General features: G+C 58.9%; 15 protein-coding genes and 2 riboswitches. Of the genes, 8 read left to right on the plus strand and 7 right to left on the minus strand.

Annotation, left to right across the window (positions count from 1 at the left end; all coding sequences use genetic code 11):
- The 3 genes from GSVR_RS19970 (at position 1) to GSVR_RS19980 (ending at position 1,978) form a co-directional block, all read left to right on the plus strand.
- A complete protein-coding gene (locus tag GSVR_RS19970) occupies positions 1 to 750 on the plus strand; it encodes a flagellar motor protein (RefSeq protein ID WP_173195565.1) in 750 nt (249 codons plus the stop codon).
- 7 nt (positions 751 to 757) lie between these two features.
- Positions 758 to 1,543, plus strand: coding sequence for an OmpA family protein (locus GSVR_RS19975; protein ID WP_173195567.1), 786 nt, complete (start codon positions 758 to 760; stop codon positions 1,541 to 1,543).
- 243 nt (positions 1,544 to 1,786) lie between these two features.
- On the plus strand, positions 1,787 to 1,978 hold the full coding sequence (locus GSVR_RS19980) for a hypothetical protein (RefSeq protein ID WP_173195569.1): 192 nt from the start codon (positions 1,787 to 1,789) through the stop codon (positions 1,976 to 1,978).
- Here the strand turns inward: GSVR_RS19980 and ttcA are convergent.
- Positions 1,928 to 2,704 carry a tRNA 2-thiocytidine(32) synthetase TtcA gene (ttcA, locus tag GSVR_RS19985; RefSeq protein WP_173195571.1) on the minus strand — a complete coding sequence of 259 codons (777 nt, stop codon included), beginning with the start codon at positions 2,702 to 2,704 and terminating at the stop codon, positions 1,928 to 1,930. The genes GSVR_RS19980 and ttcA overlap by 51 nt on opposite strands.
- An 8-nt stretch (positions 2,705 to 2,712) precedes the next feature.
- Positions 2,713 to 3,828 carry a homoserine O-acetyltransferase gene (locus GSVR_RS19990; protein WP_173195573.1) on the minus strand — a complete coding sequence of 372 codons (1,116 nt, stop codon included), beginning with the start codon at positions 3,826 to 3,828 and terminating at the stop codon, positions 2,713 to 2,715.
- Positions 3,829 to 3,886: 58 nt separating this feature from the next.
- A riboswitch (SAM riboswitch) is annotated at positions 3,887 to 3,984 on the minus strand.
- Positions 3,985 to 4,148: 164 nt separating this feature from the next.
- On the opposite strand from GSVR_RS19990, the gene GSVR_RS19995 reads away from it, so the two are divergent.
- Complete coding sequence (locus GSVR_RS19995) at positions 4,149 to 5,174, plus strand: hypothetical protein (protein WP_203978732.1); 1,026 nt, start codon at positions 4,149 to 4,151, stop codon at positions 5,172 to 5,174.
- A 75-nt stretch (positions 5,175 to 5,249) separates the two neighbouring features.
- Here GSVR_RS19995 and cobI read toward each other — a convergent pair whose 3' ends face one another.
- Positions 5,250 to 5,954, minus strand: coding sequence for a precorrin-2 C(20)-methyltransferase (cobI, locus tag GSVR_RS20000; protein WP_173195575.1), 705 nt, complete (start codon positions 5,952 to 5,954; stop codon positions 5,250 to 5,252).
- A complete protein-coding gene (cbiE, locus tag GSVR_RS20005; protein WP_173195577.1) occupies positions 5,955 to 7,172 on the minus strand; it encodes a precorrin-6y C5,15-methyltransferase (decarboxylating) subunit CbiE in 1,218 nt (405 codons plus the stop codon).
- 347 nt (positions 7,173 to 7,519) lie between these two features.
- Here cbiE and GSVR_RS20010 point away from each other — a divergent pair, with 347 nt between their 5' ends.
- Entirely contained in the window at positions 7,520 to 7,966 is a 447-nt protein-coding gene (locus tag GSVR_RS20010; protein WP_173195578.1) for a hypothetical protein, read from the plus strand.
- A gap of 206 nt (positions 7,967 to 8,172) precedes the next feature.
- A riboswitch (cyclic di-GMP riboswitch) is annotated at positions 8,173 to 8,249 on the plus strand.
- A 429-nt stretch (positions 8,250 to 8,678) separates the two neighbouring features.
- Here GSVR_RS20010 and def read toward each other — a convergent pair.
- The 3 genes from def to typA all read right to left on the minus strand — a co-directional run bounded on the left by def (position 8,679) and on the right by typA (position 12,416).
- Positions 8,679 to 9,209, minus strand: a complete 531-nt coding sequence (def, locus tag GSVR_RS20015; RefSeq protein ID WP_173195580.1) for a peptide deformylase — start codon at positions 9,207 to 9,209, stop codon at positions 8,679 to 8,681.
- Between the two features lie 58 nt (positions 9,210 to 9,267).
- A complete protein-coding gene (locus GSVR_RS20020) occupies positions 9,268 to 10,413 on the minus strand; it encodes a glycosyltransferase family 2 protein (RefSeq protein ID WP_173195582.1) in 1,146 nt (381 codons plus the stop codon).
- Between the two features lie 197 nt (positions 10,414 to 10,610).
- Positions 10,611 to 12,416 carry a translational GTPase TypA gene (gene typA, locus GSVR_RS20025; protein ID WP_173195584.1) on the minus strand — a complete coding sequence of 602 codons (1,806 nt, stop codon included), beginning with the start codon at positions 12,414 to 12,416 and terminating at the stop codon, positions 10,611 to 10,613.
- Between the two features lie 266 nt (positions 12,417 to 12,682).
- Here typA and GSVR_RS20030 point away from each other — a divergent pair, with 266 nt between their 5' ends.
- From GSVR_RS20030 to GSVR_RS20040, 3 genes are read left to right on the plus strand one after another with little or no spacing between them, the layout of a single operon-like run.
- A complete protein-coding gene (locus tag GSVR_RS20030; RefSeq protein WP_173195586.1) occupies positions 12,683 to 12,886 on the plus strand; it encodes a DUF1059 domain-containing protein in 204 nt (67 codons plus the stop codon).
- Between the two features lie 42 nt (positions 12,887 to 12,928).
- On the plus strand, positions 12,929 to 13,561 hold the full coding sequence (locus GSVR_RS20035; RefSeq protein WP_203978734.1) for a UdgX family uracil-DNA binding protein: 633 nt from the start codon (positions 12,929 to 12,931) through the stop codon (positions 13,559 to 13,561).
- A 19-nt stretch (positions 13,562 to 13,580) separates the two neighbouring features.
- Positions 13,581 to 13,898, plus strand: a complete 318-nt coding sequence (locus tag GSVR_RS20040; protein ID WP_173195588.1) for a hypothetical protein — start codon at positions 13,581 to 13,583, stop codon at positions 13,896 to 13,898.
- Positions 13,899 to 13,930: the final 32 nt, after the last annotated feature.

Below are 13,930 nucleotides of genomic sequence, written 5' to 3' on the forward strand. Positions count from 1 at the left end.
ATGGATTTAGCATCATTAATCGGTCTGCTGATGGGATTCGGCGCGGTCTTCGGGGGCGCCTTCCTGGAAGGTCTGCACCTCAAAGCACTCATCCAGCCTACCGCCGCCCTGATCGTACTGGGTGGCACCTTTGGCGCCACGTTTGTCTGCTTCCCCCTGCCCGCCATCATCCAGGCCTTCAAGGACGTCAAGATCGCCTTTCTGCCCCCAAAGGTCGACCACGAGTCGGTTGTCAGGGATATCATCAGCTACGCCACCAAGGCCCGCCGCAACGGCCTGATCTCGCTGGAACAGGAAGCGCAGTCCGCCAAGGACGGGTTCATCAAGAAGGGCATTTCGCTGGTCGTTGACGGCATTGACCCCCAGAAACTGCGGGAAACGCTGGAAGCGGACATCACGGCCTATGAGGACCATGCCAAGCATAGCGTCGAGTTCTACGAAGCAGCCGGTGGCTTCGCCCCGACCATCGGTATCATCGGCGCCGTGCTGGGCCTTATCCACGTCATGAGCAACCTCTCCGACACCTCCAAGCTGGGCGCCGGCATCGCTGTAGCCTTTGTGGCCACCATTTACGGCCTGATGACGGCCAACATCATCTGCCTCCCCCTTGGGACCAAATTGAAAATCCGCATGAAGGAAGAGGTGCTGCGCCGGGTAATGATCCTGGAAGGGCTGATTGCCATCCAGAACGGCGAGAATCCGCATTTCATCGAACAGAAGCTGAAAGCCTACGTGGGGGGCGGTCACTGATCCAGCCATGGCATTAAAAAAAGAGCCTGAAAAACATGTCAACCACGAGCGCTGGCTCGTATCCTACGCCGATTTCATCACGCTGCTGTTTGCCGTGTTCGTGACCCTCTACGCCATGTCGCAGAGTGACAAAAAGAAGACCGAAGAAGTAATCAAATCGATTCAGCAGTCCTTCGGCATGGTTCAGGCCGGCACCCCCTCTCCCAAGATGAACATTCTTCCCTCGAAGCAGATGACCGTCATACCGGCCATCAAGCCGGAGATCTCGATCGTGCCCGGCGTTCGCACCGTGCACGGCCAGACCAGAACCCGCGCCGAGGAAAAGGATTTCCGGCAGATCAAGTCTTCCATCGAAGCCTATCTGGTCAAGCAGGGAGCCCAGTCCAAGGTCGGCCTGACGATCAGCCGGCGCGGGCTGATCGTCAGTCTCAAGGAAGCCGGTTTCTTCGACTCCGGGCAGGCGCAGATCAAACCGTCCGCCTATGAGCTGCTCAACACGATTGCCGAAGCCATGCTGCAATACAACAACCCGTTCAGGATCGAAGGGCATACTGACAACGCCCCCATCAGCACCCCCCAGTTCCCCTCCAACTGGGAACTTTCCACTGCGCGTGCCACCAATGTTCTGAAGTATCTCATCAAGAACTACGATGCCGAGCCGGAAAAGATTTCAGCTACCGGCTACGGCGAATTCCGTCCTATGGCGGACAATGCCACCGCCGAGGGCCGCACCAAGAACCGGCGCGTCGATCTGGTTATGCTTTCGGGCGACGGCGAACGCGGCGAGCCATAACCCTCTCTTTTGGATCTGGCCCTCCTGCTTATCCTCCTCTATACCACTGTGCCCCCTTTTGAGACAGGGCCCATTCCCCACGAAAATCCTCACTTGAAGTACCTGAGATCCGCACAGCCAATTCGACGGTGCAGCTAAAAGTCGCGGAACAGCTAAAAACTTCTGCATTGTATTTGCATGTGACATATTTTGTCCTACCATAATGATATGCTCCTCCCATTGAAACGATCGGAGGGCAAGAATATGGAGGCGGTAACGATTGCGGGACTGGCAGTGGTGGCAGTGGGCGGGTTTTATTCGCTGAAGGACATGCTGAGCGATCTGGGAATCAGAATCGATCTGGCCCGCTTGGAGAAGAGCGCCGCAAAATGCACGCGGCGCAGTTTATCCGTTCCGCAGAGACGAATCGAGAAGATGGCGGGGATGCACGTTTGAGAGTGCCCTGAGCAAACTGCTCTTGATGTGGGGGATATCTTTTTCCAGTTCTGTCAGCAAGGTCTTCATCCGCTTGCGCTGTACGTCGGCGGTGCCACAAACGGGACAGCAGCAGCAGACCACCGGCAAAGCAGCCTCCCGCGCAAAGGTGCGGATATCCGCTTCGCTTACATATACCAACGGCCGGATCACGGTAGTCTCGCCGTTATCGGCCAGCATGCGGGCGGACATGGCCTTGAGCGACCCGACGAAAAACTGGTTTAACAGCAGGGTCTCGATGAAATCGTCACTGTGGTGCCCCAGAGCAAGCTTATTGCATCCGAACCTGTCGGCCAGGCCGTACAGGACTCCGCGCTTGAGCCGGGCGCAAAATGAGCAGTACGAGGAACCTTCCCGTCGTTTTTCGGATATGATTTCGAAATGATTGGTTTTTTCGATGTGGCAACGAATGCCGAGCGACGTGACGAATGACTCGATAATATCGGTGCGAAAGCCGCGATAGCCCGAATCGACCGTCAGCGCGACAATTTCGAAATCGACCGGAGCCCGCCTCCGAAGCTCGTCCAAAAGCAGCAGCAGCGTGTAGGAATCCTTTCCGCCGGACACTGCCACCGCCACCCGGTCACCCTCTTCGATCAATGAAAAATCAGCTACTGCCCGGCCCACTTCGTGCCGAAATTTTCTAAATAGCCGGTTTTCCTTCAGATTGTCGCGTACAAAAGCCATCGTGTGATCTACTTCCTTTTCGTCTCGGAAGCCTGCTGCAGGAACGAACGAACCAGGGGAGCAAAGGTCTCGTGTTCCAGCAGAAAGGCATCATGCCCGTAGGCAGAAGATATGAGGTGATATTCGACCGGCTTGCCAAGATTTTGCAGGCAGGTGACCATCTCCTCGGTCTGGTAGGGGGGATAGAGCCAGTCGGAGGTGAAGGCGAAGAACTGCAAGGGCGCCGTGACCGTGCCGAAGGCCTCGGCCATTGACTCGCAGCCCCAAGCCACATCGTAGAGATCCAGTGCCTTGGCCAGATAGAGAAACGAATTGGCATCGAATCGGTCGACGAAGCTATAGCCGTTGTAGCTCAGGTAACGCTCCACCTCGAACTGTCCGAAAAAGTCGAACTGACCGTCCTTGGCGGAGAATCGCCGGCCGAATTTGGCATGCATCGACTCGTCGGACAGAAACGTGATGTGCCCAACGCCACGGGCCAGCGCCAACCCATCCTTGGGATTGTGCTTGTACTCCCCCTTGCGCCAGGTGGGATCGTTGAAAATGGCCCAACGCGACACGGCGTTGAGGGCAATCGCCTGTGGCGATGGATGCGGGGTAGCGGCCAGCACGACGGCCGAGGCGATCCTGTCGGGATACTGGGTCGCCCACTCCAGTGCCTGCATCCCTCCCATGCTGCCCCCCATCACGCACAGGAGCCGCTCAATCCCCAGCGCATCGATCAGCAGAGTCTGGGCCCGCACCATGTCGCGCACCGTAACCACAGGAAAACCGAGATTGTAGCGTTTCGAGGTTTTGGGATTGATCGAAGTGGGACCGGTGGAGCCGTAACAGGAGCCGATCACGTTGGAGCAGATCACAAAGTAGCGGTCAGTGTCCAGCAGCCGCCCCGGACCGACGATAGCGTCCCACCAGCCCGGCTTGGCATCTTCGGGCCTGTGTTTGCCTGCCAGATGGGCGTTGCCGGTCCAGGCATGCTCCACCAGAATAGCGTTGGAGGCGGTCGCATTGAGCGTACCGTAGGTTTCGTAGGCCAGGGTGATGGGGGCCAGGATACGTCCGCTGTCCAGCTTGATGCCGTTTTCAAAAGTGGCTGAGAGTTCCTCGACAATGCCTACGGACATAAAAAAGCCCCTTCTTGTAGGGAAGAAAGGGGCTGAACGTGACCTGGTTACAGCGCACCTCTCATCTTTGCCTTTCGGCAGGAATTAGCACCTGACGCCATATGGCCGGTTGCTGTGGCTTCACAGGGCCTTTCCCTCCACCACTCTCGATAAGCAGGTTTTGTGGCGAAACTATACGAAAGGACACCTTTTTTGTCAATATAATACCGTCAGCCCCGGGCGGCTTGGTTGTTCTCAAATTGTCTGGCAAACCACCCTGCCATCTGCTATAACGTCTCTGAAAAAAACTCTGTCCCGACGCTCATTTGAAGGAGATCGACATGAAAAAACTGCTGTTCCTGCTGCCGTTTCTGCTCCTGGCCTTCGGCTGTGCCCGCAATCATCTCAACGTTCCGGCCGACAGCTTCACGGAAAAGGTAAAAGTGCTGGGTGTGGTACCGATCATCGTGGATACCGGATCGGACATCAGACATCCGCAGAAGGATCAGTTGATCTCCCTCGTCACGGAGATGAACCGCAGATACGAGCAGCAGTTCGTCCGCAGGCTGAAAACCACCGGCAACTTCTACACGGTTGCACTGATGGACGGCAATGCCCAGGAGATTTTCAGCAATCTCCTGTTCCGGCGGGAAAAACGGGATGACGCTGCCATCCAATACAACAAGTATTTCTGGAAAAACGAAGAGCTGCGGAATTATCTCCGCAAGAACAGCCTGGACGCGGTCATGATAATCATCATCAGCGGCTTGGCTAAAAACGACAAGATTTATTCCAACACGCTGATGTCCTCGCTGACGGGCGAATACAATTACCTGGTCATGACGGCGCAAATATTGGATGGCGCCGGTACGATCCTGTGGGAATATCCCAATTTCCGCGGCCACATTCTCAGCTATGAACCGATGATCGGACTGCAGTATCCCGATTTCAGCGAGGCCGAGGCAAACCTCTCCACCAAGGCGGAAATCAAGTTCAAGACGCTGGATGGGCTGCGGCGCAAGCTTGAGGAGAGACGTAAAGATTACCTGCTGCGGGAAACCAACGAGACCACCGTTTATGGCAAGCAGTTCGACGAAATGCTCTCTTTTTTGCATTTTGATCCCGAAAAGGAGCAAAAGGAGTCGGCCCGGGCATTGCCCACCCCTCCGGCGGAGCGGCCGAAGGTCGAATCACAGACGCCTGTCGCCCCTGCGGCGGTTGAGAAGCCACTGGCGCCGGTTTCGGCCGTCCCTGTCGTTGCTCCTGCCGTGGCGCCAGCAGCTCCCCTCCCCGGCAAGACGCAGGGATTCGAAACCATTAAGCCGAGCTCGGAAGAAATCGTGCCCGCATCCGGTAAGGTCTATTAAGAAAAACCGTGCAGAGCGCAAAAAAAGACGCCCTCCCTTCCGGGGGGGCGTCTTTTTCTGTTGTGAGCTCGTGATTCAGGGGCGCCGGACGATCATCAGCGAAAGATAGTCCGGGGAATGGGCCGCCATTTCGGAGATGTCACGGATTACCTTCTGACGTTTGCCGCCAGCACGTTCGATGAACACCGTACTGCCGGAACGGCCGGTCTGCCTCAGCAGCTCCAGGATCTCGGCAAAGAGCGGCCTGACCTTCAGCAACACCACAGTCTCGTACTTTGCCATCGCCTCGCAGATGGCTTCCACCCCAGCCGTGGCAGGCACGATGGCCAACCGTTCGTCCCCCTCGGCCAGAGGCACGGCAGCCACGGCAGCGGCGGTCATGATGCTGGATATGCCCGGCACGATTTCGACGGGAAGCTGCGGATAGTGCTCGCGAACGATGCGCAGCAGATAGATAAAGGTCGAATAGAGCAGCGGATCCCCTATCGTAATGAAGGCCACGTCCCTGCCTGCTGCCACCTGTTCGGCGATCCGGACTGCGGCCGCCTGCCAGGCCGGGATCAGTTGCTCCGGGTCGGAGGTCATGGGAAACTGGTGAATCACTATTTCCTGGCGCTGCTCATCCAGAAACCCACGGACCGTCTCCAGGGCCACGCTGCTTTCGCCCGGCCTGGAAACCGGCGCCAGCACCACGTCAGCCTGGCGCAGGATGCGTTCCGCCTTTCTGGTCACAAGTTCAGGATCGCCGGGTCCGACACCGACAGCGTAAAACGTCGGCATCTATACGTTCTCCTTCCAGGCGGCAATCACGTAGACCGGATTCTGGGCCTCGAACAGCTTGTATTCGGTCAAACGGCGCGTCTTGGCAATGTTGACGCAGGTGGCTTCCACCGTGTAGCCGTGATCCTCAAGGAACTCCACCGCCTTGGTAAGGGTATCCAGGGTCACGGCGTTGAGCACGATGATGCCGTCCTGCTTGAGGCGTTTGTCCACCGCGTCTATGATCTCTTCCAATTGGCCGCCTGCTCCACCGATGAAGACACGGTCGGGATCCGGCAGATCCTCCAGCCCTTCCGGCGCCTGGGCCTCGATCAGCTTCACGTTGCGGGCACAGAACTTCTTCAGATTCTCGTTGATGAAGCCGACACACTGCTGATTGCGCTCCACGGCAAAAATGCGGCCATTGGGCATCAGATTGGAGGCCTCGATAGAAACCGAGCAGCTGCCGGCACCGATATCCCATAGAATCAGATCGTCCTGCAACTGAAGCTTGGCCAGGGTCACCGCGCGCACCTCCTGCTTGGTGATCAGCTTCTTGGAGGTCTGGAATTCCTCGTCGTCGATACCGATCAGGGGGTACTGGATCAGGTTCGGTTCGTATGTCTTGATCAGGATCAGGATGTTCAGATCGGAAGGCTTCGATTCCAACAAACCACGCAAATCGCTGCGGGTGAACTTCTCGGCCGGCATGCCCAGGTCCTCGCACAGCCATGCTTCATAGCCCTCGGCGCCGCGTTCGATCAGTTCGGCCGCGATGGCAGCCGGCGTATTGACCTTGTCGGTGAGCACGCAGGCCTTCTCGGCCGCGACGATCTTGTCCACCGCCGCATGCATGCCCCGTCCATGCACCGACACGAAAATCGCATCATCCCAGGGTTCCTTGATACGCGAAAAAGCATACTGCATGCTGGTGACATTGGTGAATATCTCGATGCGGTCTTTCGGAAGATTACGCAGCAGGAACCGGGAAATCCCGAAAAAGGTAGGATCGCCCGAAGACAGGATCACTACCCGTTGATCGGTCTTCTGAAGAAAGTCCAGCAGCTCCGATAGGTCGCCCAGCACCATCTTGGTACCGCCGAAATCAGGGAAGATATCAAGGTGCCGCTGATGTCCGATCATCACCGCCGCCTTGCCGATGATCTCAAGCGTCTTGGCGCTGAAGCCTTCCCAGCCCGCCATGCCGGCCCCGACCAGATAAATCTTCTGCTGTGTCATGTCACCTCTCCCCAATGGGAATCCCTGTTGCTGCAAGGTGGCGACTATACCACCCCACCGGTGAAAAATCATCTGGTTTATCTGTTGCGGCCCCGGCTGAAACCGGCGGCTGGATTGTGACGTTGGTCACTCCCTGCCCACTTTCCAACCACTTCAACCGAAAACCGCCCCTATTTGCCTGGACAAGCCTGAAAACCATCCTTTATAGTAACTCGAGCTGCCACGGGACCGGCCGCCGGAACTGACTCCGGATCCCGGAAATTCCCAGCGACCGTGGCTACCAAAGCTCCCGACATTGTCTCGCCAGATAGATCTTTGAGCATGTCAGGAAACAAGGAGACGTTCTATTGCGTAATACCCGAAAAAACCGCGTCATTTCCATCATTAAACGATTCGCCCCTTCCCTCGCACTGATCCTGGCCCTGGCCCCTTCGTCAGCCCGCGCCGGGGCCATTCAGGCCCTGCATTTCACCTTGGAAAACTCCCTCGACAGCACCGCCACCCCCCATGCACCCGTTTCTCCTCCCTCTCCCGGGGCCAAGCCCAAGCCCGAGGCAAAGACGGACAGCAAAGATCCCTCGAAAGCCCCGGAAAAGCCGGTAACCGTCGGACTGAACGGCAATGGGGACATGGCGGTCAAGCGTGGTGATCTTTCGGTATCCATGGGCTACTGTGCGCCCGAAGACAATCTTGAGCCCAAAGAGCAAAAGGGGCAGGTGCAGGTGGCCCAGCAGTTCCAGAAAGAACCACCTTCCATCAACGGCATCAGCCTGAAACTCACCTTTCTTTTCTAGCAATGTAACTGGCTGTACCGGTTAACCGGGCCGTGCCGGAAAGTCCCAAAAAACGTCACCTCAACCGACACTTTCCGGCCATAAGACGGAGTTACACGGGGCGCGGGTTTCGGTCCCGTTTTCTGAAGCGCGGTGGATAGTGGCCCAGCACTGCCTCAACGTATTGGGCACGATTCATGCTGCTTAACATGAAAACCGAATAGAGATAACGAAAATACTAAACCATCCGCGAGGGTGGGACGGAAAGCCTTCAGGATCTCTCCGAGACAGCCGGGTCGCCGAAAATATCTCCCATGATATTGGCGACCCGGCTTTTGTTTTGTCTGACAAGCGCAACGGGCGCAATTCCCCTCGGAGGAGGACGGCGAATGTCAGGCTGCAAACGCAGAGCGAATGATTCAAGTTTGAGGCATATACCCCTCCTCGTAATCTTTCTCGCGCTCCTGGCTCCATCCTTAAGCCGGGGGGAGACATTCTTTCTGCTCAACGATCCGTCTTACCCTTTGCCGGCGTCTGAAGCCCCCCGTCAGGCCATGAAAGTGGGGCTCAATGAAAACGGCAATTTGACCATCAGGCATAACGATGTTGTTTCTCTGACTGTAGCATATCCTCCCCCCGAACCGGCCGAATCACAGGAGCGGATCAGAACCCTCCAGCAAACCATCCCCTTCATCGGCGGCATCATTTTCAGGGTTTCATTTCTCTTTTAGCGTTATCGGGCAGCCATCAGGCGCACATACTCACGCTCGCTCACCAGGTCGCGGTTGCTCGCAACCCGATCGAGAAACACCAAGCCACTGATGTGGTCAAACTCGTGCTGGAACACCCGGGCGAGAAAACCCGACAGTTCCTCTTCGCGACGCCCTCCCCCGTGTTCCTGATACCCCACCCGGATCCGCTCGCTGCGCGGCACCAGTCCGCGGATGCCCGGCACACTCAGGCACCCTTCCCAGCCCATCACGGTTTCCGGCGACTGCCACAGGAGTTCGGGATTCAGCATGACCGTCGGCTGCATGGACGGGGCATCGGGATAGCGAGGGTTGGGGCGCGACGCAACGATGAACAGCCGCAGCGGCTCATACACCTGGGGGGCGGCGATTCCCACCCCGTCAGCCTCGGCCACGGTCGCCAGCATATCCTCGATCAGGGTCTGCAGCGAGGCATCGCGGAGATTGTCGACCGGCAACGCCAGTTGACGAAGTACGGGATTTCCCAGTTGGGCGATATGACGGATGACAGGCATTGCTTCTCCTTTCGCGGCAGCAGGTGTGGCCGCCAGCCGGCAACGGGCCTTCCGGGATCTATACCCGGTTACCCTTCAGCTCCTTGAGCGGATAGAAGGTGCCGCGCCAGCGAATGCCCCGCCGGACAAGATTGAGCACTGTTGTGCGCAGCAGGATGTAGACGAACAAGAGGGTGGTCAGGGGGTATGCTATGGCATGCCAGCGCCGTGCGCCGTGGAAGCCGGCGCTGTCGGCGAACAGCAGGGTTATCAGCGTCACGATTGTGCAATACACGAGGCGGGTGGTTCCGTGGGTGACAATCACGGCCAGATAGGGCCAGACACCGGCCAGCAGATGAAAGACAGCCCCGGATAGCACCAGCCAGACGCGGTAGTCGGTACCGGCAAAAGCATTCTTCTCCAGTCCCAGGATCACCTCCCCCACCGATGCATACCATTCCACGGCCAGAAACTCAGGAGCATAGACCACATCCTGGCGAAAGCCCCTTTTCTTGATGATCTTGCCCAGCTTGAGGTCGTCGTCCGGACGCAGCCGGATGGCTTCGTGTCCGCCGACGCTGCGGTACACGGCCGTGCGCACCAGGTTGAAGGCACCGATGCCGATATGGCAGCTGCTTGTGGGAGATTTGGCCTTCCAGGGTCGGGCGAACAGCGAGAAAAAGAGGATAAAGGAGGCTCCGAACATGGCCAGGAAGAGATTCGGCATTCGCATCGAGGGTGTGGCTGCCAAGTGGTCCAGCTTGCAGGCACGCAGGTGATTCACTGCCCGGCTCAGGGCGTCGGGCTGCATGACGATGTCTGCATCGGTGAACAGCAGCAGTTCACCGGTTGCCCGCCGGCTACCGAGCCACAGGGCGTGATTCTTGCCGAGCCAGCCAGCCGGCAGTTCACTGACGTGCAGCACCCGCAAGTGCGGGCTGGCGGTGGCCATTTTGTCGAGGATTTCGGCGGTACCGTCGCTGGAGCGGTCATCCACCACGATCAGCTCAAGGTTGGGATAGTCCAGCTGCAGGAGCGACTGTAGCGCCTCGCGGATGTTACGGGCCTCATCGCGCGCTGCTACGGCAACCGACACCCGCGGCGGCTCCGCCGGCAGTTGGGGGGAACTTTCCCGTAGTGCGCGGATCGAACGGTTTCCGATCAGCATGTCGAGCCCGGCCAGACTGTATAACAGCAGGATTGCGATGCCGAGCCACAAGAGCAAAAACCGCCTCCTTACTTCAAGATAAGGTGAATTTACAGCGGCAGAATTGTTTGTCAAGCAGACCGCAGAAGCCGGAAAACGGGGCATGCAACGGGAAACGGCGGTGACGGCAGAACGGGCGATCTCCTGTCCTCTCTGCGGTTGGGCGCAAAAAAAGCCGGGACACATGTCCCGGCTTCCGATTCAACCGAAGGCGATCAGGCTTTGGCGGCCCGCTTGCGCTTGGTGGGGTCCAGCTCCTTCTTGCGCAGGCGGATCGACTGGGGAGTGACCTCCACCAGTTCGTCGTCGTCGATGAACTCCAGCGCCTGCTCCAGGGTCATGACTCGCGGCGGGGTCAGCTTGATGGCATCGTCCGAGCCCGAGGCGCGCACGTTAGTCAGCTTCTTGCCCTTGCAGGGATTGACGTCCAGATCATTGTCCTTGGCGTGCTGTCCGATGATCATGCCGCCATAGACCTCGACTCCGGCGCCGATGAAGAGTATCCCGCGCGGCTGGAGTGCATCCAGCGAATAGGCGGTGGTCTCGCCATGCTCCATGGCCATCAGCACGCCGTTCTTGCGTCCCGGGATGTCGCCGCGATAGGGGGCATACTCGTGGAAAGTGTGGGTCATGACCGCCGTACCGCGGGTGTCGGTCAGCACCTCGCCGCGCAGACCGATCAGGCCGCGCGCCGGTATCACGAACTCGAGCCGGACCATCTCACCCATGGGATGCATGGCAACCATCTCACCCTTGCGCGGTCCCATCTTCTCGATGATCGCCCCCTGGAACTCGGAGGCCACATCCACCACCAGATACTCCATCGGCTCCATCTTGGCCCCGTCCTGCACCCGGATGATGACCTCCGGTTTGGACACGGCCAGCTCGAACCCCTCGCGGCGCATGTTCTCGATCAGAATGGACAGGTGCAGCTCACCGCGGCCGGAGACCTTGAAGGTATCGGCACTGTCGGTATCCTCGACCCGCAGCGACACGTTGGTGCGCAGCTCCTTGGTCAGACGCTCGCGGATGTTGCGGGAGGTGACCCACTTGCCTTCCCGGCCGGCAAAGGGGGAGGTATTGACGATGAAATTCATGGACAGGGTCGGCTCGTCGATCGAGACATAGGGCACCGCAATCGGATTTTCGGCCGACGCCAGGGTCTCGCCGATGCTGACATCCTCGAAACCGGCCACGGTCACGATGTCACCGGTGCCGGCCTCCTCGATCTCCACCTGCTTGAGCCCTTCGTAGCCCAGGAGCTTGGTGATGCGTCCCCGGGTAATGGCTCCGTCGCTCTTGATCATGGCCACGGTTTCGCCCGACTTGACCTTGCCGTTGAAGATACGGCCGGTGGCCATGCGGCCGATGTAATCGTTGTAATCAATATTGGCGATCAGCATCTGGAAGGGCGCCTTGGAATCACCCTTGGGGGGGCGCACATTAGATTCCACCACCGCGAAGAGCGGCTCCATGGTGGTGGACTTGGCGTTGATATCCAGCATGGCATAGCCCATCTTGGCGCTGGTGTAGACCACCGGAAAGTCGAGCTGTTCGTCGGAAGCTTCCAGTTCGCAGAACAGGTCGAAGACCATGTTGAGCACTTCGTCCGGCCGCGAGCCGGGACGGTCGATCTTGTTGATCACCACGATCGGCTTGAGCCCCAGGTCGAGGGACTTTTTCAGCACGAAGCGGGTCTGGGGCATGGGACCGTCCAGGGCGTCCACCAGCAGCAGCACCGAGTCGACCATCTTCAGGACGCGCTCCACCTCGCCGCCGAAATCGGCGTGGCCGGGAGTGTCGACGATGTTGATCTTGTACTGGCCGTGGTGAATCGAAAGATTCTTGGCCAGGATGGTGATGCCGCGTTCCTTTTCCAGATCGTTTGAGTCCATCACGCGCTCGGTGATGTTCTCGTTCTCCCGATAAACGCCCGCATGTTTCAACATGGCATCCACCAGAGTGGTCTTGCCGTGATCGACGTGGGCGATGATGGCGATATTACGGATTCTCTCCTGCATGTGACAAGGCTCCTCGATTTCTCTCAAAATAAAAAGACGGGCAGAAGCCCGTCCGGAAGTATCTGTACTATGGCATCTTTTATCCAATAAGACAAGAGAATAACGTGTTACGCCCACGCGACCAGCCGCTCGGAACACTTCTTCGATATCATGGGGCGGTAACCGGGCATTCAGCCTCCTGAAGCACGGTGCTTGCCCCGGTCCCTTGGGCACCACCGGAAAAACGGGCTATACTTGTAGCAACGGTTCGCCGCCAGGAGGCTGCCATGACCGTTCTATCGGGCGAAGCACGCAAATCGATCGATTGCCGGCTCTATCCCAGCGAGAACAACTGCTCCCTCAAGATTTCCGGCACCGAACAGGAGGTGCTGGAGGCCGCCGCGTACCATGCCGTGTCAGTACATAGCCATCAGGACACGCCCCAGCTTCGCCAGCAGATCCGGGAACTGCTGCAGGACGAGCATGAGTGATCGGAATCGGCAGCGACTGCGGACAACCGGGTGATGGTGCGCATGCGCAGAGAGAATACCGCCGCTCCCCTGATTCCCGGGCGGTGCACGCTGCCCGAGCTGAAACGGGCGGCAGCCGCATGCCGCGCCTGTCCGCTCTGGGAACGGGGCATCCAGACCGTCTTCGGCGAAGGAAGTCTCGATTCGCGGCTGATCCTGGTGGGGGAGCAGCCGGGGGATTACGAGGACCGTCAGGGGCTGCCGTTCGTCGGCCCGGCCGGACGGGTACTGGACCAAGCGCTGGCACAGGCCGGCATCGACCGCTCCGCGGCCTATGTCACCAACGTGGTCAAGCACTTCAAGTGGGTCTCACAGGGCAGGCGGCGCCTGCACACCAAGCCGAACGCACGGGAGATCGGCGCCTGTATGCCGTGGCTGGACGCCGAGATCGAACTGATCCGCCCGCGGGTGCTGGTGGCTCTGGGCAGTACCGCTGCTCAGGCGCTGTTCGGCAAACAGGTGCTGGTGACCCGGGACCACGGGCGCCCGTTGCCCAGCGACCGCGCCCCCTATGCCATCGCGACCAGCCATCCCTCGGCCATTCTCCGGACCGAAACTGACGAACAGCGGCAGCAGGCCATGGAGGGCCTGGTGGAGGATCTGCGGATAGTGGCGGATCTTGTGCGAAAGCCATGATGCACGACATCTTACAGGGATGTTCCAGATCAGCCACCAGTGGCACCCCCAGGCGGGCCGCCGCCTCCCGGTGGCACAGTTGCGCGTTCGGGCCGTGCTGACGGACCAGCAGGAAACCCGGTCGATCGCCGGCAAAGGCGCCGCTATTCTTCAACCGCTCGATCACGGCGGGGTCGTCGCTCAGGGCAAACAAGCCCTGGCTGTACCGGGTTACCAGCGGCAGCGGATCGCCATTCAGCCCCCATTCCACTCCCTGGCCGGGGATTGCGCCGCGCCTGCGGCTGACAATGCGGCACAGGCTGCGGTAACCGCCGGCATCCGCAGCCAGCAGCACTAACCGTCCGGATCTGCTTCCCGGACTGCGGCCAT

The sequence above is a fragment of the Geobacter sp. SVR genome (assembly GCF_016865365.1).
In the GTDB taxonomy this organism is placed as follows: domain Bacteria; phylum Desulfobacterota; class Desulfuromonadia; order Geobacterales; family Pseudopelobacteraceae; genus Pelotalea.